This window comes from Pseudomonas sp. H11T01 (assembly GCF_048515765.1).
Classification (GTDB): domain Bacteria; phylum Pseudomonadota; class Gammaproteobacteria; order Pseudomonadales; family Pseudomonadaceae; genus Aquipseudomonas.
The window spans coordinates 208,499-231,231 of record NZ_JBLYED010000006.1; the positions used below are offsets into that span (position 1 = coordinate 208,499).

The following is a 22,733-nucleotide window of genomic DNA, read 5'->3' on the forward strand; positions in this document are numbered from 1 at the left end:
GGTGAAAAATCCTCAGATGGAGCGCTGATTGACACGTTTCATGAGTTCTTCCGCCGACTCCTTGCGCTCGGAATAACGATCGACCAGATAGTCCTGGCGGTCGCGAAGCAGCAGTGTGAATTTCACCAACTCTTCCATCACATCAACGACACGGTCATAGAAAGGAGAAGGCTTCATCCGACCGTTGTCGTCGAACTCCATATAGGCCTTCGGTACGGAGGATTGGTTGGGGATGGTGAACATGCGCATCCAACGTCCCAGCACTCGCAGCTGATTGACCACGTTGAACGACTGCGAGCCACCGCACACCTGCATGACGGCGAGGGTTTTGCCCTGAGTCGGGCGTACAGCGCCCATCGCGAGCGGCACCCAATCAATCTGCGCTTTGAACACCGCGCTCATGGAGCCGTGACGTTCTGGAGAGCACCAGACCTGCCCCTCGGACCACAGCATCAGCTCGCGCAGTTCCTTCACACGGGGATGATCCTCAGGGGCGTCATCTGGCAGCGGTAAACCTGACGGATTGAAAATCCGCGCCTCGGCACCGAAGTGCTCCAGCAGTCGAGCGGCCTCCTCTACTAGCAGGCGACTGAAGGAGCGCTCACGGGTCGATCCGTACAGCAGCAAAATGCGCGATTTGTGGATGGAAGTCCTCTCAATACCGAGCTTGTCAGCCGATGGGAGATCAACCAGTTCGGTATTGAGTTGGGGGATAGGGTCATCAAACATAGTCTTTGTCCTGCGCAACGGCGCTCTTGGATTCATCGAACCAGCGGCGTTTCAACCAGAGGGCCACACCGACCAGAGAAATCAGTACCGGCACTTCCACCAGCGGACCAATCACCGTGGCAAAGGCGACCGGGGAAGCCAGGCCGAAGGTGGCAATGGCCACGGCAATCGCCAGTTCAAAATTGTTGCTCGCGGCGGTGAAAGCCAATGCGGTGGTGCGCGGGTAGTCAGCCTTGAGCAATTTGCCCATCCAGAAGCTGATGAAGAACATCACCACGAAGTAGATCGTCAGAGGGATCGCGATGCGCAATACGTCCAATGGCAATTGCAGCACCACGTCACCCTTGAGGCTGAACATGGCCACGATGGTCAACAGCAACGCCACCAGCGTCAGTGGGCTGATCTTCGGAATGAAGCGCTCCTGAAACCAAGCTTCGCCTTTACGGGCGATGAGAATCTTACGGGTCAGGAAGCCTGCCAGGAACGGCACACCCAGATAGATCAGAACCGACTTGGCAATGGTGACAAAGCTGGTCTCGATCACACTGCCTTCCAGCCCGAACAGCGGCGGCAACAGCCCAAGGAAGACCCAGGCATACACACTGAAAAACAGGATCTGGAAGATGCTGTTGAACGCCACCAATCCGGCGACGTACTGATTGTTACCGCCCGCGATCTGATTCCAGACCAGCACCATCGCGATGCAACGAGCCAAGCCGATCAGGATCAAACCCGTCATGTATTCCGGCTGGTCCCGCAGGAAGATGATCGCCAGCGCGAACATCAACACCGGTCCGATGACCCAGTTCTGAACCAGTGACAAAACGAGGATGCGCTTGTCCTTGAAGACTTCCGGCAGTTCCTCATAACGAACCTTGGCCAGAGGCGGATACATCATCACGATCAAACCGATAGCGATGGGAATGTTGGTTGTACCCACAGAAAGACTGTTGAGCCACTGCGGCCAGCCTTCAAACAGGCTTCCCAAACCGATGCCTAAGGCCATGGCGAGAAAAATCCATAGCGTCAGATAACGGTCCAAGAAGGAAAGGCGGCTTTTACTCATGATCGTTGCTCCTGTGGTTACAGCGTGCCAATCTGGGCCAGCTCTGCCTTGAGCTGCTCGGCACTCAGTTGGGAAAGCGGTAATGCCAGGAAGGCTTCAATACGAGTTCTGATCTGCTCCAAGGTGGCTTCAAAAGCCGCCCCGATCTCTTCTTGAGTCCCGTGGTATTCCGAAGGGTCAGCCAACCCCCAGTGCGCCTTGGTGACCGGTCCGAAAAATATCGGGCAGGCTTCACCGGCTGCCTTGTCGCACACAGTGATGACGAAATCAGGAGCCAAGTTCACATGGACATCGCTGGACTTACTGAACAACCCGTCCGTCGAAATACCAGAGTTTTCCAACGTCTTGAGACTCAGCGGATGTACTTCGCCTTTAGGCTGACTGCCCGCGCTGTAGGCTTTCATGCCTTCCGGTGCCAAGTGATTGAAGACTGCTTCACAAAGGATGCTGCGGCAGCTATTGGCAGTGCAGAGGAACAGAATTTTCATCGAGCAATCTCGTAGTCGAAGGCGGAATCAGGCGATTTTGCTTTCACAGCACACGGCTGCACGCTCAGGACGGTCGCCCATTTCATCAAGGCGTTTGGCGTCAGGGCTCAACCAGTGCTTGTTGCTTTCGAGCGTAGTGGTCAGCACTTGATGAACCCAATCAGGGAGATTCGGGTGCAGTCGGTAATACACCCATTGGCCTTGCCGACGGTCCGACAACAGGCCGCAAGTGCGCAACTGCGCCAGGTGCCTGGAGATTTTTGGCTGACTCTCGTTCAACGCACAGGTCAGCTCGCAAACACACAGCTCTCCCTCACGGGTGATGAGCAGCATGGTGCGGATACGGGTGTCGTCAGCCAGGCATTTGAAAACAGTGGTCGGTGTCAGATGGTCAGCCATATCGATTCTCAGCGTTTGGTTTTCACCAAGACGAACATCTTGATGCGCTCATGAATTTCGTGAAGGGTGTGACGAAACGCGTCGGGTTTGTCGCTGGTGACCGGATCCTCAAAACTCCAGGCCATGCTTTGCTGGCCATAGTGAAGTTCCAGCCAATATACGGTTTATCGAATATATGATTTCCCGCATGAGAGGTAAAGCCTCAACGGCAGATTCATTCGATAAGGCCGCGGGGATCTGCTGAGGAGCATCATTGAACCCTCCTGAAACTAGAGGGATAGCGGGAATATTCGTTAGGCTTTCACGTCAGCAGAATTTTGAAAAAAATATATACGGATTTTGTAATAAGCCTGTCATTTTCTCAGAGATAGTCTCCCCCTGGCTCAACCCAGCCAGGAAACGGAAAGGAACCCTGCTGAGTGGCAAGCTGTCTCGCCCGGGATCGAACGGGCAAGACATGCGCGCCTATTCAAAACGCTGTCTTATTAACCTTTAATCAGAATTCCCACCCCACCACCAGTTCCAGAACCCGGGCAACTGGACAGGTTGGGAGCTGTCGCTGACCGTGCGGGCCATGACGGCACGCTGCAACTCCGCCCGGTCGTCGTAAAACGGTTTGGCTGCGGTTGCCACGCCCGTGCCGCGCGCACTGTCGAGCAGGATCTGCAGATATTCCTGCATATGCCGGGCGGTATAGCGATTGAGATCGTGGAACGTCACCACCACTGGAATGGCGCCATCGACTGCCGGCAGCTCTCCCGCGGCGATCCGCTCGCGCACCTCGGATAATTGCCGCAGCATGCTGGAACGTCTGCGCAGACTGAAGTTGTAGCCCCATATCTTGCCGTCATTGGCGCTCACATCGGTCAGCAACACATGCATGCCATGGCGCTGATACGCGGCGAAGGTGCGTTTATCGTAATTCCAGAATGGCGGGCGCACCAACGTCGGTGCCGCGCCGGTGATCGCAGCAATGTCTGCGCTGCCAGCGGTAAGCGACTGTTCCAGCTCTTCCGGGCTCAGAGAACGATGATTGGTATGCCCCGGCGTGGCGGTGTGGAAGCCCAGCACATGACCTTCGTCATGTTCACGGTGCATGATTGTGCGACCCCGTTCGCTGCCGCCCGCCCCTGTTGCACGGGTCTGCACAAAAAAGACCGCCTTGATGCCCGATTGCACCGGATTACGGGCAAGATCGTCGAGAACGGACACCGTCGGATTGTAAAACCCGGACGCGCTCGGACCGTCGTCAAAGGTCAGCAGGAAACGGATGGGGGGTTGCGCGTGCAAACGTTGCACAGTTTGCGGCGTCATTGCGATTGGCTGGCTGATGCAACCCAAGAGGCCGACCGCGATAGCGAACGCTGATAAAACGGTGACGATGTGCTTCATGTTGTTTGCAGTAGTCGAGACAAGGGCAAGTACAGACCATGATGAACTCAAGCCGTCAGCACAACAAAAAATAAATCGGGCATGGCATGTGGCGCGGCAAGGAAATGTGTGGGGTGTCGCGCCGAAAAAGAAAATTCACTCAGTTACGTTTACAACTATCATTCTGTTGTATTTCCGACCGAGGCTAACACGCGCGACAGGGTTAGTCACACGCCGAAAAAGCCAGGCGCGGCGCGGGTTTCAAGCTAAAAACCAGTAAACCATCTACATATTTTTCACGAAATTGTTACAATTTTTTCTCCGCCACCCCTAAAATATGGGAGGGTTTATGAGCATCTTTTAGACACCCGCCATTTTCCTGCCGCCCACGCGTTATCCCGTGAGAGCGGCGCTATGGCTTGGTTTTCTGGTTGCCTTGATTTTGACACGGAGTAACGAATGAAGGTTACGGTATTCGGTACCGGTTACATCGGCCTGACACAGGCTGCTGGTCTGGCCGAAGTAGAAACTTCAGTCTGTTGCATCAATGTGGATGCGCAGCGAATCGAATGGCTGAACAGCGGGCACTCCCCCCTTTTTGAGCCGGGGATCGGACGCGGCCGGACGAAGCAAACATGACTATTCTGATCACAGGGGCAGCCGGTTTTATTGGTTTTCATACTGCCAAGCGATGCTGCGAGGAAGGGCTAGAGGTTGTTGGGATCGACAACCTTAACGACTACTACAGCGTTGAACTCAAGCGCGCGCGCCTGGCGCAATTGGCCGTGTTTCCCAACTTTCGCTTCCTGGCGATGGACATTGTCGATAAGGGCGCGTTACTCGAATTATTCGAGGCCAACGCCTTTACCGAAGTCATCCATTTGGCGGCACAGGCCGGTGTTCGCTATTCGATAGACAACCCGGACGCCTATGCCGAATCCAATCTCATCGGTTTTCTCAATGTGCTTGAAGCCTGTCGCACGTTCAAGCCGAAGCACTTCATCTATGCCTCGAGCAGTTCGGTCTACGGTTTAAACGGTAAATTACCCTTTTCCGTCGATGACCGGGCCGATAGCCCTATCTCTTTTTATGCGGCCACCAAGCGTGCCAATGAACTGATGGCGCATAGCTATGCGCACCTCTATGGCATTCAATCCAGTGGCCTGCGGTTCTTCACCGTTTATGGACCCTGGGGACGTCCGGATATGGCGCTGTTCAAGTTTACGCAAGCGATCTTGAACAACCAGCCGATCGATATTTATAACGACGGGCAAATGTCACGGGATTTCACCTACATCGATGACATCGTTGAAGGCATTGTGCGCCTGCGTCTGAAGCCGCCGTCCTCGCAGTCAAACCCTGAGGCCGGCAGTCAGCAGTCTACCGCTCCGAGCAAGGTCTACAACATAGGTCGGGGCAAGCCGGTGAAATTGCTGGATTTCATCGACTGCCTGGAAGCGGCCATTGGCGTCAAAGCGCAACGCAATTATCTACCGATGCAATCCGGTGACGTCGTACAGACGTGGGCCGATGTGTCGGCACTGGCTGAATGGGTCGGTTTCGACCCTCAGCAATCCGTTGAAACCGGTGTGGCAGAGTTCGTGAAGTGGTATCGGGACTATTACCAGGTATAGCGCGCCACCACCGTTAGAAAAACACTATTCCTGGGGAAGTCATGAGCAACAACATCTATGTATCCGTGCTGATTCCGGCCAAAAACGAAGCCAGCAATTTAACACCGCTTCTGGAAGAGATTCGCAGCGCACTGGCCGATGAGGCTTATGAAGTTATCGTCGTCGATGATGGCAGTACCGATAACAGCATTGCCGAATTGCGAGCGCTGAAAAAAAGTGGCTTCAGTCAATTGCGGATCCTCAGCCATGCCCGCTCGCTGGGGCAAAGTACCTCCATCTACCACGCCGCGATTGCCGCGCGCGGTCATTGGCTGGCGACACTCGACGGCGATGGACAGAACGACCCTGCCGACATCCCCGGGATGCTTGCGGTGGTCCGTGGCAGCGAAGGGCTCGCCGGGGGCGTCAAGCTGGTGGCCGGTCACCGCGTCAACCGTCGCGATACGGCCAGCAAGCGCTGGGCCTCACGCTTCGCCAATGGTTTGCGCAGTCGCATGCTCAAAGACTCGACACCCGATACCGGCTGCGGCCTGAAAGTGGTGGAACGAGAAGCCTTTCTCAGCCTGCCTTACTTCGATCACATGCACCGTTACATTCCAGCACTGATTCAGCGCCACAACGGCCGAATGGTCGTGCATCCCGTCAATCATCGTCATCGCAGTGCTGGTGTTTCGAAATACGGGAACATTGATCGTGCGCTGGTGGGCATTCTCGATCTCTTTGGTGTGTGGTGGTTGATCCGCCGCACCCGCTTAGATGCAACGCCGCAGGAGGTGCAGGAGTGAACTTGAGCAGAGAAACACTATGGCTGGTGGTCGGTTTTGCCGGCCAAGTGGTGTTTACCGGGCGCTTTGCCCTGCAGTGGCTCTACAGCGAATACAAGAAGCGCAGCCTGATTCCCGTGGGTTTCTGGTATTTGAGTATCGTGGGTAGCGCATTACTGCTGGCGTATGCGATCTACCGGGAAGACCCGGTGTTCATCGTCGGGCAATCATTCGGCTTTGTTGTGTACCTGCGTAATTTGCAGCTGATCGCTCGCCAGAAAAAAGAGTTTAAGGAAAAAGCCGGTGCGTATAGCCCTAACACCAAGGATTGAATGCCTTGGCCTGGTTCTCCTGTCGCTGCTGTTGATTGGCGCGGGCCTGGGCATGAGAGAGCCGTTCAATGTCGATGAGGAGCGCTTTCTCGGCGTGGCTCTGGAAATGCTGCAAAGCGGCTCCTGGTTCGTGCCACACCGCGCTGCGGAGATATACCCCGACAAGCCGCCGCTGTTCATGTGGACGGTGGCGTTGTTCACGCTACTGACCGGTCTGCCAAAGGTTGCTTTGTACCTGCCAGCGCTGCTGTCGGGCGCAGTGGCGACGGCCTGTCTGTATGACCTGGGGCGCCGTTTGTGGAACCCTCGCATCGGAAGAATCGCTGCCCTGCTCTTTCTGGCGACCTATCAAACCTACAGCATTCTCAGAACAGGACAGATCGACGGATTTCTCTGCCTTTGGACTGCGCTTGGAATGTATGGCCTGGTGCGCCATCTGCTGCTCGGCCCTGCATGGGGTTGGTTTTATGTGGCCTGCGCCGCAATGGGGTTTGGCGTCATCAGCAAGGGCGTCGGCTTCGTCCCGGCGTTGATGCTGATTCCCTATGCGTATGCCGTGCGCAAGGATTGGCGAGGCGTCGTGGCCATGCCAAACCAGAAGCGGGCCTGGCTGCTGGGTCTGCTGGTGACACTGGCGGCGATCGCCATCTGGCTGGTCCCGCTGGTGTTGTCAGTGGCGCTGCAAAACAGCGCGGATGGCGTGGAGTACCTGAAAAACATCCTGCTGCATCAGACCGCTCAACGTTATGCCAGCGCCTGGGAACACCAGGAGCCATTCTGGTATTTCTTCGTCAAGGTCATTCCTCAATACTGGCTACCGATGTTCCTCGCCTTGCCATGGCTGGTGCCTGCCTGGCGTCGACAGTTGCTCAAGCACGATGGCCGGGTATTGGTCTTGTTGGGCTGGGTCGTACTGACGCTGCTGTTCTTCAGCCTGAGCAGCGGTAAGCGCAAACTCTATATTTACCCTGCCCTACCGGGACTGGCACTGATCGCAGCGCCGCTCGTGCCCTGGTTGCTTCGTCGTTGGTTTCGCCAGCGCCCATTGGGTCGCAAGATATTCATGGGGCTGACGGTGGTCTGGTTCTGTGCCTGGTTCGCTCGCGGCTTTATTGAACCGATCAAGGAAGGCCCTAACCCCCACGAAGAGATCATGCGTCAAGCCGCCGAGATAACAGGCGGGGCTGACCTGGTTCTCGCCAACTGGCGCGAAGGCCATTGGTTGTTCGCGCAACAGCCCATCGTGCATTTCGGCTTCCTGTCAAATTCCACTGTCGATCAGGCTGCTCTATGGTTGCGCACTCACCCGCAGGCATTTGCGCTGGTGCCGTCCAATGATTTTGCTCGATGCTTCCTGCCGGAGAAGGCCAAAAAGTTAGGCAAAACGTCTCGAGCAGAATGGCTTGTCGTCGGTGCTGATGCGGACAATGGTCAATGTCATCCCGAGCCGCCCGCCCGCGTCTACCGATTCGTCTGGCAGACCGCTGTTCTATGAGTTTGCGTTAAAGCAATTTGCGTTAAAAACAAGAAGCCGTCGGCGCCCCCCGACGGCTTCTTACTGATTGGAGGGTGGCAGGGATGGTTTTTGAATCGATCAAGGAGGATCGTGCCAATGGATGATGGGATAGGTAATGAAGTTGAAAGTCGAGAACACACCGTTGTTCTGGTCCACCGCAGTAATGGCAGCCCTGGTGCTGCTGCTGTTTTTCTGGGGATTGGGATCAATTCCCTTCCTCAGTGTCAATGAAGCACGTCGCGCCGTCAGTACCCGGGAAATGCATGAAGCCGGCCAGTGGTTACTGCCGTACATGAACGGGAAGCTGTACCTGGACAAGCCTCCCCTGTTCTATTGGCTTACCCTGATATCAACTCAGCTCGCAGGTGTTCTTTGCGAGTGGAGCATGCGTCTGCCATCGGCATTGTTCGCAACGATCTGCTGCGTCGCGGTGTACCAGTGGGGCTCAAAACTGGCTGGCAGTCAGGTCGGCCTGTACGCGACCATTTTCCTGGCGGCGAATGCCGGTTTCAGTCTGTTCGCGCGGCGGGCGGAAATAGAAATGTCGCTGACCGGGTTGTGCTTTCTATCCCTGTTGGCCGCTTGGCAGTACCTGTTTCAGCAGGGAAGCCGGCGATGGGTGCTGTTGAGTTACGCATTGCTGGGGTGTTGCCTGCTGACGAAAGGGCCGGTCAGCCTGCTCTTGGTGACGTTGCCCATTCTGGCCTTTGCGGTATGGACACGTTCCTCACGCGCCAAGGCTTATCTGTGCGATGTCCCGGCATGGCTGATTGCCTTGGCCATTGGCAGTTCCTGGTACCTGGCCGTCTCTGTGCAAGAGGGTTGGGGGGTATGGGCAAGAATTTTCCAGAAAGATATCGTCAATAAGATCAACGGTGGTGGAGCCGAACCCTGGTACGCCTACCTGATGTATTTGGCTGGCGATTTTTTCCCGTTTTGGCTCATCCTGTTCGTCCGTCCACGGCAACTGTGGCAACACATTCGCTCGCGGCCTGAACTCATGTTTCTGCTGTGCTGCGTCATCGTGCCGTTGATTGTGTTTTCGGTGTTCTCCGAAAAACACGCCAAGTATTTACTGCCCATTTACCCGGCCATCGCACTGATGCTGGCGTGTCACTGGGCAAGGGTATTAGCGGACATCCAGGGCAAATGGCATCGCCTGTTGAAATGGCTTCCATTGGTCGTGCTGGCCGGATATGCCGTTTTCTATAGTACGTTTGAGGCTCGGGTATTTGCTCATCGCGTCCAGGTGTTTCCTGAAATCAGGTCTGCCTTCACCACCTACCCCACTCAACCGATCTACAGTCTCGATGCACCGGATATGCGCGTGGTCTACTACGCTGGCCGACCTGTCACGCCCGTGAAAGTCGAGAACCTGCAGCCAGAACAGCTGTCAGGCGCCTTGCTCTTTACACGAGCCCCGCTGCCAGCGAGCCTGGAAAAGCTGGCGCCCTGCACACTTGCGCGCTTCGAGCCTTACCTGCATAGAAAGCACGCAGCGCTGTTGATCGGGTTGGGCTCTTCGTGCCCAGGCGGGCAATAAGCACGAGGCGCTTGAGGCGCTCAAACGGCTTGCCAGAGGGGGTTGGACATGCAATGAATGCCCCAACGTGCTTAAAGCCTCAACATGGAGTGAACTATGAAAGTCCTGTTAGTGGAGGACAACGTACTGCTGGGCAAAAGCGTCAAGCGCGGGCTTGAGGAAGAAAACTGGGTGGTCGATCTGGCCAGAGACGGCAAGGAAGCCTTGTATTACTTCGAATCAAGCGGATATGACGTCGTTGTGCTGGACTGGATGCTGCCAGAGATGTCTGGCCTGGACCTTCTGAAAGCACTTCGCGCAAAGGGCAGCAATGTGCCGATCATCATGGTGACCGCCAAAAGTGACGTGGTTGACCGAGTCCAGGGGCTGGACCAGGGCGCAGATGACTACCTGACCAAACCCTTCGAGATGATCGAACTGGTCTCTCGTTTGAATGCACTTTTTCGTCGCTCGATAGCTCAAGGGTCGACCCTGCTGTCACTGGCCAATATGAACATCGAGCTGGATACCCTGCGCGTCAGCGTTGCAGGTCAGCCGCTGGAACTCACCGGCAAGGAATACGACTTGCTGGTGGCGCTTGCGGGCAAGGCCAATCAACTGGTGACTCGCAACAGTCTGATCGGACTGCTCTACTCCTTCGACAGCGAACCTGACAGCAACAGTCTGGACGTGCTGCTCAACCGTCTGCGGCGCAAGTTGCCGGGCACTGGCGTTGAGATCGAGACCATACGCGGCAAAGGGTTCATCCTTCGTGTGGCGTAGCCTGGCGCTCAATATCAAGATCGCAATCACACTCTTTGTTGTACAGGCGTGCGTGCTGCTGTTTGGTTTCATGTGGTTGAGCCACTGGATGGAAACCACAAGGCTCGATGAGCTGCGTCCTCATCTGGATACGCAATCGGATATTGTCGAGTCACTGATCATCGCCAAGGACGATCATCTGGTGTTTCAACGCGAGGGGGAGTTCGCCACGGAACTGGATCATGACCACAACCTGTACTTCGCCTTGTCATCCGAAGACGGACAACTGCTGGATGACTCCCGGGGTCCACCTGCGAAAAAGCGCAGCCAGCTTCAGCAGGAGATGAACGAGGTTCAGGCCCACGACGAAGAGACATTTCTGTTTACGGTGGACCACGAAAAATGGATCGCGCAAAAGGGCAGTCTTGCGCGCGGCTCTGCTCAAGTGCCGCTGAAGGCCTCACTGCTGGTGGCAGCCAACGTCCAGCCGGCGCTTGATGCCATCGACGCCTTCAAAAGAGTGGTCGCGCTCGTTGCGTTTGGCATCTTGTTGCTGACCACCCTGGGCAGTTTTATCGTGGTGTCCTTTTCTACCCGCAACCTCAGGGGCTTCGCCCGGCAACTGCGCACACTCAAACCACCAGAGTTTACCCGCAGGGTGGTTTTCGAGCCGCATTCGGCGGAAGAAAAACTGTTGTTCGACAGCTATGCGGAAATGGAAACAGCCGTCCAGGAGGTGCTGGAAAGACAACGACTGTTCATCGCCAACGCCTCCCACGAACTCAAAACACCTATCGCCGCGGTAACCTCTGCGTTGGAAGTGATTCTGGCCAGGCCGCGAAAAGCGGAAGATTACGCGCAGACCTGTCGCGATGTACTGGCCGAAATGCAGGTGTTGAAACGCCTTTCACTCGGTCTGCTCAATCTGGCGCACCTGGAAGGAACCTCGGAGATCACGGGGCAATCAAGCCCGTTGAACGCCAATGTCCTGCACGCTGTGGAACGTTGGCGGCGAGCGGCGGAACAAAAGAGCATCAGCCTTTCCCTGCGCCTGCTGGATGACGACACCGCACGGGTCGCGGGCGGCCGGGAACACTGGGAAGTGGTGATCGGCAATCTGTTGGACAACGCCATCAAATACACCGCAGCAGGCGGTGAAGTCAGCGTGACCGTCGACGAGGATCGAGGGGCCGGCTATAACATTGAAATCGCTGACAACGGCATTGGCATGTCGATCAATGAGGTGAAGCAACTGGGGCTAGTGTTCTTCCGTGCAGAGGCTGCACGATCACAAACGTTGTCGTTTGGGCTTGGCTTTGCCCTGTGCAAACGGATCATCGAGCGCCTGGGAGGCCACATCGTGGTGCAGAGCACTCCCCGCAGCGGCACTTGCGTGACGATAAAAGCAATGCGGTACGAGGGATAAACCTGAGTCGCCGAGGGCTCCGGTTCTCTACCGGAGCCCCCGGACAGTTCAAGCGTACAGCTCTCCCAGAGGCACCGATATGACGGGCAGCGCGGGAGTGAATTCGTGCCGGGTAGTCTTGTAGGGGAAGATCTCACCCTGCGCAATGGTTCTGAAAATGTGCGCGACTTCAAAGTGATAACCCGTACGCCAATGACGTACGCAGACCCGGGGGTCACCATACTCCAGCTGGATACAGGGAACCCGTTTCAACCCAAGTTCCAGTGCGGCATTCAAGCGATGATTTCCATCCATCACAATCCCGCATGACTTCTCCACGATTATCGGTTCCAGCCAGTGGCCTGCGCGGACGATGGTCTCAGCCAGAAACTTCACGTTCCCGGGATCCACGTGCTCCGACTGGCGAAACCAGGAAAGCGGCCTGAGTGCAATTTCATAGCTATTGATACTGTCGAGTACTGCGTTGAACGAAGCGTTGGGGCATCCCATTGGCTATCTCCTGATTCTGAATCTGCATTCGGCATCTGCATTCGGCATCTGCATTCAGCATCTGCATTCCGCAAAAAAAGGTTTACCGTCAGCGACCGTATTGATGGGCAAAATCGCGCATCCTTTGTGCTTGCTCGATAAGAGGAAGATCGACCATCTCGCCATCGACTTGAACAGCGTGGCTGCCCCCTGCCACGGCGGTTAATACGCGGTCTGCCCAAGCCAACTGCCGGGCATCAGGCAGGAAGGCGGTCTGCACTGCGTTCAATTGCGACGGATGAATACACAGCTTGGCGGTAAACCCCAACGTACGCGCATAGCGTGCATCATCCGAAACGACAGCCAGGTCGTTGATTGCCGGGCTTACGCCGTCAATCGGAGGGGGCAGTCCGGCGGCGCGGGAGGCTAAAACGATACGGCTTCTGGCGTACAGAAACGCCTCCTGGACCTGACTGCAGTTGATATCGAGTGAGAAATCCAGAGAGCCGAAAGCCAGTCGTGCTACCCCCGGAATAGCCGCTATGACCTCGACATTCTGCAAGCCCTTTGCTGTCTCGATAATCGCGACGATCTGAAGATTGGCGTTCCAGGCTAGCAAGCGTTCGACCACCTGCGAGAGCATCTGTGGGCATTCGGCCTTTGGCAGGAAGATACCCGAGCATCGTTCGGGGTAACGCATGTCTCCCAGCCAGGTCAGGTCTTGACGACACAACGAACTGCTCACGCTATTGAGGCGTATGTAACGCTCGCAGGGAGTCGATGACATGTCTTCCTGCCACGCCCAGATCGCAGCGCGTGCAGCGGCCTTGCTGTCGGGATGCACCGCATCCTCAAGATCCAGAATGATTGCATCCGGATTCGCCTCCACCGCTTTGCCGAACCTTTCCGGGCGATTGCCCGGGACAAAAAGATAGGTGATGGGTTGAGCCGTTTTTGCGTTGAGTCGATCGGTTGTCATTGGGCTAGTCCTTGGCGAAGCGCTCGTTCATTGGCTGATGTGCGTACTGATACGTCCTGCTCGTGATCTGTCCTCGCTGGCCTCAAAAAGCCGAGGAATCAAATTATTTGAAAACCTTACTTGATAATCATTCGTATTAGCAATATTGTTTGCATCGCCTTGTAGGGATTTTTAACCGCTATTTCGCGTCGTGCGGCCCACCGGTGATGTCATTTAAATATCACCCAATGGCACTTTCGAATGTAGTGCGCTCGCGGATCAGGGTCGATTGCTACAACCACACATCACCAAAGGGAATGGTCGTCATGAGAAGTCTTCTTGAAGTTTTGAATGCGGCGCAACGCATCGAAAATGTGTCGTGTAAAGAGTGGCACCCTCCTCCGCTAATCACGAGTAGTTGCATCCCGCGAGGATAAACATCGCTATTCGACGATCCCCTCATGCCGCCGATTATTAAGTGGCAGGACCTTCAGTACCTGGAAGTATTCTATGTCGAAGTTCATTGCGCTCCCCCAGCACGCCACTGCCTATGCTCCCGAACGTTTAAAGCCACTCGTTGATCCTGTTATCGAGAAGCTGCTGTATGCAAGTCCACATACACTGGTAGCGCTCGTCGCTGAGCATGGATCGCCATTAAACCTGACGTGGCCACATGCACTTAAAGCGAATGTCGTCGCTCTGCAAGATGTATTGAATAAGCAGGGGGTACGTCATGAAATTTTCTACGGCGCCAAAGCCAATAAATCTCAGGCACTGATCAGCGCCGCCATATCCGCCAACATAGGCGTGGACGTCTCCAGCATCCATGAGTTTCAGGATGCGCTCCGTGCAGGGGCCAGACCTGACCGACTGTGTGCAACAGGACCGGCCAAGACCGAGGCGTTCCATGAAGCGCTGGTCCGAAACGGCTCGCTGATTTCCATAGATTCGGAGGAAGAATTCGACCATCTGGAGGCGATTGTTCATCGCCTGGCCCCTCTGGGAAAGGCCAGGGTGTTGTTGCGCTATCGCCCCTCAAGTTGCAACGCCAGTCGTTTTGGAATGGACGCCAAAGGCTTGCTGCGTTGTTTACAGCGAATAACAGAAGTCCAGCACCTGATCACGTTCGACGGTTTCCACTTCCACCTCAGCGGTTATGGGTTCACGGATCGCGCACACGCCTTGAGTGAATTGACACCCTACATCGATGCGGCTCGCGAGATGGGTCTGGCACCCAGAATGATCGATATTGGTGGTGGCCTGCCGATGCAATATATCGAGCCTCACACCTACGAATCATTCTTGCAAAACAATAACAACGCCGACGACTATGACAACAACACAGTGCCCTCCTCGTTCTACCCTTACGGAACCGCCATCACCGCTTGCCAATGGTTGCAATTGTTTCTTGATTCAACATGCCAGGCAGCGTTGTCCGTCGCTCAATATTTGATTAGCCAGGATCTTGTTCTTGCGCTTGAACCAGGGCGCAGCCTTGTCGATCAGGCCGCCATATCGATATTCCGGATTACACGCACAAAGAAGCTGGCCAATGAAAAAACCGTGATATTCGTCGAAGGCAGTAGTTTCAGTGCCTGCGAGACGTGGTTTTCTTCCGAGTTTCTTATCGATCCCATATTAATCAGCACACAGCCTGACGAAGCACCCACGGGTATAACTTCGCCAGCGTATCTCGCAGGGCATAGTTGTCTGGACGACGATGTTATTACCCACCGCTTGATTAATTTCAGCGTAACGCCAAAACCCGGCGACTTACTGGTTTACGTCAATACCGCGGGTTATCAAATGGACTTGCTGGAAAACGAGTTTCATCGCCATCCACTGCCTCGGCGGATGATGGCGACCTGTTGTACGCAAGAGAACTTAACGTTTTCACCTGACTACTAAGGGAGTACTTCAATGATACTGAATAAAGTTTCGGACCTGATTGGCAATACGCCAATGTTGTGTATATCCGTTCCCGAAACGAACGCCAGACTCCTGCTCAAGATTGAGAAGAACAACCCCGGCGGCAGCATCAAAGACAGGATGGCGAGAAACATGGTGTTGGCTGCGCTGAAGTCGGGACGACTCAAGCCTGGCGGTGTCATCGTCGAGTCGTCATCAGGCAACACCGGCATCGGCTTGGCCATGGCGGCGGTCGAGTTCGGCTTGCGCTTTATTGCCGTGGTGGATCACCACGCCGCCCAGGACAAAATTGCCGTCATGAAAGCACTGGGCGCAGAGGTTCGATATGTCGCTGGCGAGTATCGGGAGGACGAAGTCGCCGTCGTTGAGCGCCAGCGCCTGGCGGCCGAATTAGGCGGGGAAATACCGGGCGCGGTGTTTATGAACCAGTCCGACAATGCGGCAAATGCCGGTGGCTACTCCGACTTTGTCCGAGAGACCGTTGCGCAAGCAAAGGGCAATGTCGATGCCTATGTCGGTTGCGTCGGGACAGGCGGCTCAATGACGGGTATCGCTCGCGGGCTGAAACTGCATAACCCGAATACCGTGACAGTTGCCGTAGAACCGGCCGGTTCGATTGTCTTTGGCCATCCCGGCTATCCGTACTATCAATCCGGTACCGGCACCCCCGCAGGCGACACCGTAGGACTGGTGCTCGACTACAGCTGCATCGATCTAGGCGTGCAAGTCACCGATTCCCAAGCGTTCGAAACGGCCAGGTATATCGCCAGAAACATGGCGCTGCTTGTCGGCGGATCGACCGGAGGCGCGATCTTCAAAGCCCTGGAGTTGATTCATAAAGGCGTGATTACCGGGAATGTCGTCGTCCCGATTGCCGATGGCGGAGAAAAGTACCTCCACACTGTGTTCAACGATAAATGGCTGGGGGAGCGAAACCTGCTCGACCCGGACGTATGGCCTCAACTGGACACCTGGCTGGGTAAAGCCCAATTACCGGACAACGTTTCGACTGCTCTGCAACTGAGCGTCGCATGAGCCTGGCCACTCAAGGAGCACAACCAAAATGAAGCCGCTAAAAGTAGCGATCTGTGGCGGTGGCAGGACGGGACATCTCAACGCCATCTTGTTCAAACAGCTTCGCAACGTTCAGGTTTCGATGCTGACAAGCAACCTGGATATCGTCGATCAGTATTCTCGAAATATCAGAATGACCGCGATCCTGCCGGACGGTAAGACACAAAGCGCCCAACTGGATCTGGTGACCACTGACGCAAAGGCCGCGGTCCAGGATGCGGACATTGTGATCATTACGGTGCCGGCACATGTGCGACAACAAACGCTTCGCGCTATCGCGCCCCACCTCTCGTCCAGTAAGCCGGTCTACGTGGGGGCCATACCCGGCTTCTGCGGATTCGACTGGCTGGCACAAGCGATGTTGATAGACCGTCCAAATGCAGTGATCTGGGGAATGAAGGATGTTGCGCACACTGCATTCGATCTCAAGCCCGGACTGTCAGTCAAAATGGGCGGCACCAAAAGCCAACTCTACGTGGCGACGCACTCGCGAGAGTCAGAAGCATCCCGGCGGACGCTGCTTGGGCATCTCACTACGTTGTACGGCCCCTGCGTCGCGTTACTGGATAACTACCTGGAAATTACCCTGACACCGGGCAATCCGATCATGCACAGCTCGGTCATCTACGGGCTAATCGGACCTTATGGACAATGGCACCAAAAAATATTCCCCGAGCGCATGTGCTGGTGGACCGAATGTCCGGAGCTGGGCGCCTATTTCCTTGAGCGAATGGATCAGGAGAATCAGGACCTGTGCGCCGTCATCAGCCAACGACTGGACATCGATCTCTCTTCGGTCAAATCCCTCAAACAGGAAATAGTTGAAGCTTACGCAGAGCAAATCCGCGATCAGAGCAGCATGTTGTCGATCTTGCGAACCAACCAGGCTTACAACGCCATCCTCGCGCCCATGGTGCCGGCCGGGGACAACCGCCCTGGCTACGTGATTGAACGGGAAAGCCGGGCATTCAACGAAGACGTTGCCTACGGGCTGGTGCTACTGGTCGAGATGGCCAAGCGATTTGAGCTGAAAGTCCCCTACATCGAAGAAGTCCTGCACTGGAGTGTTTCCTACATGCAGGGCTTACGCGACTCCGCGCTGGACTACTTTCCGAGCAGCTGGCCGCGCACGCCATGAACAGCAAACCGACCTCCTCTCCACTTCTCGACGAGCCGATATCTGATATGGACGACCTGAACACGCTAATCACCTACTCCCGCAAAAATGCCATGCGGCGCCTGATTCGCTGCCTCTTTGCAGAAGGCATTCTGGACAAATCAGCACTGATCTTTTCCGATGACGGAAAACAGGCAACCCTTCCCCTGAAAGATTCGAGCGCGACGCTCTCTTTCGATGATTTCAAGCTTGCGCCGGCCGACACTCACGTCAACGACGGTGACATCGTGCTGGTTACTCAGGACGGGGCCCGCAAGAAGATCCAGACCCATCAGGCGTTGATTGACGTGCTGCGTGCCAGCTTCGACTTTGCACCGACTGATGAAGGCGTTGACGGGCTGAAATCCGACATGGAAAACAGCCTCACCAATGACGCTCAGGCTCGCCTTTATCGCCAAGGCTGGAACGCACAGCTTGCCAGCCAAACCGAAGAAGCCGGGCTCAACAGCCTCACAGACTATTTGCGGCAACACATCAGCACCAAGGATGCGGCCATCCTGCTCGACCAATGGGGATCGCTGGAGGGACATCCTTACTATCCGACGTGGAAATCGAGGCCGGGTCTGAGCGACGAAGAAGTGGAGCAATTGTCGCCTGAGTTCAACGCACGCGTGCCACTGAGGATTGCGTCACTGCGAGCCGACATGGCGAAGATGGAAAGCATGCCGCATGTGAAGAGTTACCACGCCTGGTTTGCCAGTAACTTCCCGGCCCAGTGGGACGAGTGGAAGGCAGGATTGAACGCAAAAGACCTCGATGAAAAGCAGTGGTTACCGTTGCCCATTCACTCCTGGCATCTGAACGCCTACGTGCTAAGGACCTTTGCCGCAGAGATCGAAGAAGGAATCCTGATGACCGACGGCCCGGATATCGAGACGCTGCCGACCATGTCGTATCGCACGATGATGCCCGCTCAGGCTGAGACAGCTCCACTGATCAAACTGCCTATCGCCGTGTGGATGACCAGTGAACTGCGCAGCCTGCAGGCCAAGTCGATTCACATGGGCCCGCGCATCAGCAAGGTGATTACGCAGATTCTTGAAGCCGAGAACGGCTTTGACAACACGCTGGAAATTTTCCCGGAGGAGATCGGCGTGCGCTACAAACACGCCGTCACGCAGGACGATGCGCCAGGCCGACACTTGTCGGTGGTCTATCGGGCAAGCAAGCAAGCCTTCGACCGCACCGACGAATGCCTGCCCATCACCGTCGCCTCGCTGTTCACGCGCTTGCCGGGAAACGCCCGGCCCTTGTTCACCGATTTGATCGAACGTGATGGCGCACCCGCGTCGCCCACCACTGTCGAAGCGTGGTTCAGGCAGTACGCGAAAGTCGTCACCCAGCCGGTCGTCGCTATCTATTTGCTGTACGGCATTGGGCTCGAGGCACATCAGCAGAACACGATGGTACTGTTTTCCCCCGATGGCAAAGCACGTAGCCTGCTGATCCGTGATTTCGGCGACGGCCGTACTTATGCTCCCTTGCTGGAGGCGCGCGGCTTCGAACTGCAACCCCACGTGCAGCCCGGAATCCTTCCTACCGTGTTCTCTGACGATATCGAACCGGTCAGGATGTTCGTACTCGATGCCTGCTTCCTGAGTCACTTGCACGAGGTCGCCCTTTGGTTGACGAAGGAGTACTCACTGGAAAACAACCGGATGTGGGATGTATTAAGAGAAGAAACAGAACAGGCGTTCGCGGCGGTTGAAGATCGTGTTTCGAAGACGCTATGGGCAACAGAGCGCAAAGCGTTTCTGCAAGACCCTTGGCCAACCCGGTCATTGTTGAGAATGCACCTGCTCCAGTATTCCAACTATCGGTTGCAACACGTCCTGACCAATCCACTCAACGCAGCATAAAGACTGAGGCTGACCCATGTCCCACGCAGGTATCGCTCAGGGTTCGCGAGTAAGAATCCTGATTTATCTTCTTTTTGCGATCCAGCTTGTCTCCATGGGAGCAATGGAAATGAGCGGGCCGTTCTGGCCTGTCCACCTGCGCGGACTGACCGGGTCAGACTCGGTGTTCAGTTTTGCCAGCATCGCGGTCTATGTCGGCCCGATGCTGGGCATTATTCTCACCAGCGCATTCTGGGGGCGTATCGGCGATCGATACGGCCATAAAATGATGATGATCCGTGCGTTGGCCGGGTTATCGCTGACTCAACTGGGTTTGGCACTTTCAACCGATATCTGGATGATCCTGGTGCTGCGCTTCTTGCAGGGTGCCTTCGCAGGCTACATCGCACCCGCTCAGGCGTACGGGGTCAGCATTGAAGCTCCATCACGCCGTGCCCGGTTATTTGCCATTCTTCAGATTTCAACGAATGTCGGCTCCTTGCTCGGTGCGGTAGTCGGGGGTTTGATTCTCGATTACGCCACGTTCTTCTGGATCAACATCATCGCTTCAGGCTTATGTGCCGTGTGCACGGTCGTTGCGGCGATCACGCTACCCGACGTACCTCCAGTGAAAAAACCTTCGGCCGCCAACCCGGCGGCAACCACGAAGGCCACTGGCTCATCCGGTATCTGGCAGGCCTCTCCCCTGTTGTCGTTGCTCGGCATCATGGGGATTCTGCTGCTGGCCCGAATGCTTCCGCAAACCTCGTTTTCGCTGTATGTCAGCTCCATATTCGAGGTCAGTAATTCGATCGTGGGCCTATGCTATGGCTTGCTGGCGCTTGGATTCATCCTTTCGGCGGCGCCCTGGTCCCGGTATTTCGAGCACCGTTCGCAGCAGGAAACGTTGCACCGAACAGCCTACATCGTGGTCGGCTGCATCGGTTTGACGGCGTTGGCCGGCATCACCCGCAACCCGGTCATCTTTGTCATTGCCTATTTCATCTGGGGCGTACTGCTGGGCGCCACGACCCCGGTGCTCATGGCGTTGATTTCAAAAACAGCGGACAGCTCGCAGCAAGGGTATGTGCTGGGTATCGCGCAGAGCACCTCGCAGTTCGCCTCCATAGCCGGTATCTCTGCTGGAGCGTTGCTGAGCCAACACTACGGCCTGCAATACACCTACCTGTTCGTTTCTGTGGCGTATGCCATCGCGCTGCTTCCCATCATCGCCATGCGCTATTGGCCGGTGGTCATGCTGGCGAACGAAGTGCCGCCCAGCGACTGACCCAGGTATTCGTCCGACCCTGGGGGGCGTGCGCCATCATGAACTAACCTAGGGTCTGTTGAGGGAACGCGGCAATACGAAATGAAGGGCTGTCGATTTGGGGCACGGCCATTCGACTAGCAAGTGAGTCACTCAAATCAGCGGAGATAAGACGATGCGATTCATGATCATTGTGAAAGCCAGCCAGGATTCCGAAGCCGGCGTGATGCCCACCGAAGAATTGTTGACCGCGATGGGCAACTACAACGAAGAACTGGTCAAGGCCGGCATCCTCATCGGCGGCGAAGGCCTGCACCCCAGTAGCAAAGGCACCCGCGTGCGCTTCTCGGGTGACCAACGAATAGTGACCGACGGCCCGTTCGTCGAAACCAAGGAGCTGATTGCCGGCTACTGGCTGTGGCAGGTGAAGTCGAAGCAGGAAGCCATCGACTGGGTCAAACGATGCCCCAATCCGATGCCAGGCACAGACGCCGAGATCGAGATTCGCCAGGTGTTCGAGGCTGAGGATTTCGGTGCTGAGTTCACGCCCGAGCTGCGTGAGCAGGAAGAGCGTGTATGGGCACAGGCGAAAGAGCAGACGAAGAAGTGCTAACTAAAATGTAGAGGCGCGATGATTCGCGCCTCTGTTGACCTCAACAGCCCCTGGGATCTGTGTGAGTTTTTCCACTTCGGAGGGCAGATGCTCGACATCAATCAATTGCGTGCCGACACACCTGGCGTCAACCAGATCATTCATTTCAACAACGCGGGCGCAGCCCTGATTCCTGATCCGGTTATCGCGGTGATGACCCGTCACCTGCAGCTTGAGGCCAGATGGGGTGGGTACGAAGCGGCCGCGCAAGTCGAGGCAGAGCTTGAGGGTGTTTACCTGTCCATCGCGCGGCTGATCAATGCTCAACCGAAGGAGATTGCAGTCATCGAAAACGCCACCCGAGCATGGGATATGGCGTTCTATTCCTTGCCCTTAATGCCGGGGGACGTTGTCCTGACATCGACCACTGAATACGCGGGCAATTACATTCCCTACTTGCAGCTGAAAAAGCAGCGCGGTATCGAAATCAGGTTCATACCCAACGACGAATACGGTCAGGTCTCTCTCGCAGCCCTGGAAACCATGCTGTGCGACGATCGCGTCGCCCTGGTTTCCTTGCCGGTCATTGCGACCAACGGAGGACCGGTACAACCAATAGAACAGATTGGAGCCCTGGCTCGGGCGGCTGGAGTGTTGTACTTGCTCGATGCTTGCCAAGGCGCGGGGCATATCCCCATCGACGTGAAAAAGATTGGCTGTCATATGTTGGCCGCCACCAGTCGAAAATACCTTCGCGGGCCACGGGGCATGGGTTTTCTGTACGTGGAAAAAAACCTTTGCCAAAACCTGGAGCCAACGTTTCTGGATCTGCACGCAGCCTCGCTGCTGACACCCGAAACCTTCGAGATTCGTGGTGATGCAAAGCGCTTCGAAAACTGGGAGTGCAACATCGCGGCAAAGCTGGGCTTCGGGGCCGCCGTGGACTATGCGTTGGCGACAGACGTCGATGCGATATGGGAGCGTATCCAGTCCTTGGCCAGCTACTTGCGCACGCGTCTTGCCCAGGTCAATGGCCTTGCCAATCAGGACGTCGGGCAGGTCAAGTCAGGCATTGTCACCTTCACTTTGAACGGACATACGTCCAGTCAATTGCAGCACATGCTTGGCGCCGAGAAAAAACGCATCAATGTCACCCCTTCGACCTTTCGCTCAACCATGGTCGACATGCAGCAGCGGGGGTTGAAAGATGTCGTCCGCGCCTCAGTACATGCCTACAACACTGAGTCAGAAATCGACGTTCTGATCGAAGCGCTGGAGCGTTTCTCATCTGAACAGCCCTGACAGCAGAGCCGGGGCTGTTCGCGATGTTGATCCGTACACCGATGTTGGCCACGCCCGATGGTGCTAAACGTCACGGGACCGCGCAGGCTGCGCGACAAATCCGGGATAACGCCTTGGGT

Annotated in this window: 21 protein-coding genes and 2 pseudogenes; 15 read left to right on the top strand and 8 right to left on the bottom strand. The window is 55.8% G+C overall.

Features of this window, described 5'->3' with window-relative positions; translation table 11 throughout:
- Positions 1 to 12: 12 nt before the first annotated feature.
- The 6 genes and pseudogenes from arsH to ACN1C3_RS10450 form a co-directional block, all read right to left on the bottom strand.
- Complete coding sequence (gene arsH / locus ACN1C3_RS10425) at positions 13 to 729, bottom strand: arsenical resistance protein ArsH (protein WP_419115723.1); 717 nt, start codon at positions 727 to 729, stop codon at positions 13 to 15.
- Complete coding sequence (arsB, locus tag ACN1C3_RS10430; protein WP_419115724.1) at positions 722 to 1,795, bottom strand: ACR3 family arsenite efflux transporter; 1,074 nt, start codon at positions 1,793 to 1,795, stop codon at positions 722 to 724. Before arsB ends, arsH begins: the two co-directional genes overlap by 8 nt.
- A gap of 17 nt (positions 1,796 to 1,812) precedes the next feature.
- Positions 1,813 to 2,283 (bottom strand): arsenate reductase ArsC, encoded by a 471-nt coding sequence (locus ACN1C3_RS10435; RefSeq protein WP_419115725.1) that lies wholly within the window; start codon positions 2,281 to 2,283, stop codon positions 1,813 to 1,815.
- Between the two features lie 27 nt (positions 2,284 to 2,310).
- Complete coding sequence (locus ACN1C3_RS10440) at positions 2,311 to 2,682, bottom strand: metalloregulator ArsR/SmtB family transcription factor (RefSeq protein WP_419115726.1); 372 nt, start codon at positions 2,680 to 2,682, stop codon at positions 2,311 to 2,313.
- Positions 2,683 to 2,690: 8 nt separating this feature from the next.
- Positions 2,691 to 2,807, bottom strand: a pseudogene (locus ACN1C3_RS10445) (arsenate reductase ArsC); the annotation flags it as partial.
- Positions 2,808 to 3,174: 367 nt separating this feature from the next.
- Positions 3,175 to 4,074 carry a polysaccharide deacetylase family protein gene (locus tag ACN1C3_RS10450; RefSeq protein ID WP_419115727.1) on the bottom strand — a complete coding sequence of 300 codons (900 nt, stop codon included), beginning with the start codon at positions 4,072 to 4,074 and terminating at the stop codon, positions 3,175 to 3,177.
- Positions 4,075 to 4,512: 438 nt separating this feature from the next.
- Between ACN1C3_RS10450 and ACN1C3_RS10455 the strand changes: the two are divergent.
- The 8 genes and pseudogenes from ACN1C3_RS10455 to ACN1C3_RS10490 all read left to right on the top strand — a co-directional run.
- Positions 4,513 to 4,665 (top strand): annotated as a pseudogene (locus ACN1C3_RS10455) (UDP-glucose 6-dehydrogenase); the annotation flags it as partial.
- 23 nt (positions 4,666 to 4,688) lie between these two features.
- On the top strand, positions 4,689 to 5,687 hold the full coding sequence (locus ACN1C3_RS10460; RefSeq protein WP_419115728.1) for an NAD-dependent epimerase: 999 nt from the start codon (positions 4,689 to 4,691) through the stop codon (positions 5,685 to 5,687).
- Positions 5,688 to 5,728: 41 nt separating this feature from the next.
- Complete coding sequence (locus ACN1C3_RS10465; RefSeq protein ID WP_419115729.1) at positions 5,729 to 6,472, top strand: glycosyltransferase; 744 nt, start codon at positions 5,729 to 5,731, stop codon at positions 6,470 to 6,472.
- The gene (locus ACN1C3_RS10470) at positions 6,469 to 6,783 is read left to right on the top strand and encodes a lipid-A-disaccharide synthase N-terminal domain-containing protein (protein WP_419115730.1); all 315 of its coding nucleotides are present in this window, start codon (positions 6,469 to 6,471) and stop codon (positions 6,781 to 6,783) included. The genes ACN1C3_RS10465 and ACN1C3_RS10470 overlap by 4 nt, the downstream gene beginning before the upstream one ends.
- Positions 6,755 to 8,278 carry an ArnT family glycosyltransferase gene (locus ACN1C3_RS10475; RefSeq protein WP_419115731.1) on the top strand — a complete coding sequence of 508 codons (1,524 nt, stop codon included), beginning with the start codon at positions 6,755 to 6,757 and terminating at the stop codon, positions 8,276 to 8,278. The genes ACN1C3_RS10470 and ACN1C3_RS10475 overlap by 29 nt, the downstream gene beginning before the upstream one ends.
- Positions 8,279 to 8,414: 136 nt before the next feature.
- Positions 8,415 to 9,842 (top strand): ArnT family glycosyltransferase, encoded by a 1,428-nt coding sequence (locus ACN1C3_RS10480; protein ID WP_419115732.1) that lies wholly within the window; start codon positions 8,415 to 8,417, stop codon positions 9,840 to 9,842.
- Between the two features lie 96 nt (positions 9,843 to 9,938).
- Positions 9,939 to 10,604 carry a response regulator transcription factor gene (locus tag ACN1C3_RS10485; RefSeq protein ID WP_419115733.1) on the top strand — a complete coding sequence of 222 codons (666 nt, stop codon included), beginning with the start codon at positions 9,939 to 9,941 and terminating at the stop codon, positions 10,602 to 10,604.
- Positions 10,594 to 12,009, top strand: a complete 1,416-nt coding sequence (locus tag ACN1C3_RS10490) for a sensor histidine kinase (RefSeq protein WP_419115734.1) — start codon at positions 10,594 to 10,596, stop codon at positions 12,007 to 12,009. Before ACN1C3_RS10485 ends, ACN1C3_RS10490 begins: the two co-directional genes overlap by 11 nt.
- Before the next feature lie 48 nt (positions 12,010 to 12,057).
- Here ACN1C3_RS10490 and ACN1C3_RS10495 read toward each other — a convergent pair whose 3' ends face one another.
- Positions 12,058 to 12,498: a ParB N-terminal domain-containing protein gene (locus tag ACN1C3_RS10495; RefSeq protein WP_419115735.1), complete on the bottom strand. Its 441-nt coding sequence runs from the start codon at positions 12,496 to 12,498 to the stop codon at positions 12,058 to 12,060.
- An 88-nt stretch (positions 12,499 to 12,586) separates the two neighbouring features.
- Complete coding sequence (locus ACN1C3_RS10500; RefSeq protein ID WP_419115736.1) at positions 12,587 to 13,456, bottom strand: HpcH/HpaI aldolase/citrate lyase family protein; 870 nt, start codon at positions 13,454 to 13,456, stop codon at positions 12,587 to 12,589.
- Between the two features lie 489 nt (positions 13,457 to 13,945).
- Here ACN1C3_RS10500 and ACN1C3_RS10505 point away from each other — a divergent pair, with 489 nt between their 5' ends.
- The 7 genes from ACN1C3_RS10505 to ACN1C3_RS10535 all read left to right on the top strand — a co-directional run bounded on the left by ACN1C3_RS10505 (position 13,946) and on the right by ACN1C3_RS10535 (position 22,614).
- Entirely contained in the window at positions 13,946 to 15,343 is a 1,398-nt protein-coding gene (locus ACN1C3_RS10505; RefSeq protein ID WP_419115737.1) for a Y4yA family PLP-dependent enzyme, read from the top strand.
- A gap of 12 nt (positions 15,344 to 15,355) precedes the next feature.
- Entirely contained in the window at positions 15,356 to 16,399 is a 1,044-nt protein-coding gene (locus ACN1C3_RS10510; protein WP_419115738.1) for a PLP-dependent cysteine synthase family protein, read from the top strand.
- A 28-nt stretch (positions 16,400 to 16,427) separates the two neighbouring features.
- Positions 16,428 to 17,576 (top strand): NAD/NADP octopine/nopaline dehydrogenase family protein, encoded by a 1,149-nt coding sequence (locus ACN1C3_RS10515; protein WP_419115739.1) that lies wholly within the window; start codon positions 16,428 to 16,430, stop codon positions 17,574 to 17,576.
- On the top strand, positions 17,573 to 19,474 hold the full coding sequence (locus tag ACN1C3_RS10520) for an IucA/IucC family protein (protein WP_419115740.1): 1,902 nt from the start codon (positions 17,573 to 17,575) through the stop codon (positions 19,472 to 19,474). Before ACN1C3_RS10515 ends, ACN1C3_RS10520 begins: the two co-directional genes overlap by 4 nt.
- Positions 19,475 to 19,490: 16 nt before the next feature.
- On the top strand, positions 19,491 to 20,741 hold the full coding sequence (locus ACN1C3_RS10525; protein ID WP_419115741.1) for an MFS transporter: 1,251 nt from the start codon (positions 19,491 to 19,493) through the stop codon (positions 20,739 to 20,741).
- A gap of 154 nt (positions 20,742 to 20,895) precedes the next feature.
- Positions 20,896 to 21,333 carry a YciI family protein gene (locus tag ACN1C3_RS10530; protein WP_419115742.1) on the top strand — a complete coding sequence of 146 codons (438 nt, stop codon included), beginning with the start codon at positions 20,896 to 20,898 and terminating at the stop codon, positions 21,331 to 21,333.
- An 18-nt stretch (positions 21,334 to 21,351) separates the two neighbouring features.
- The gene (locus ACN1C3_RS10535) at positions 21,352 to 22,614 is read left to right on the top strand and encodes an aminotransferase class V-fold PLP-dependent enzyme (RefSeq protein ID WP_419115743.1); all 1,263 of its coding nucleotides are present in this window, start codon (positions 21,352 to 21,354) and stop codon (positions 22,612 to 22,614) included.
- Positions 22,615 to 22,733 lie beyond the last annotated feature (119 nt).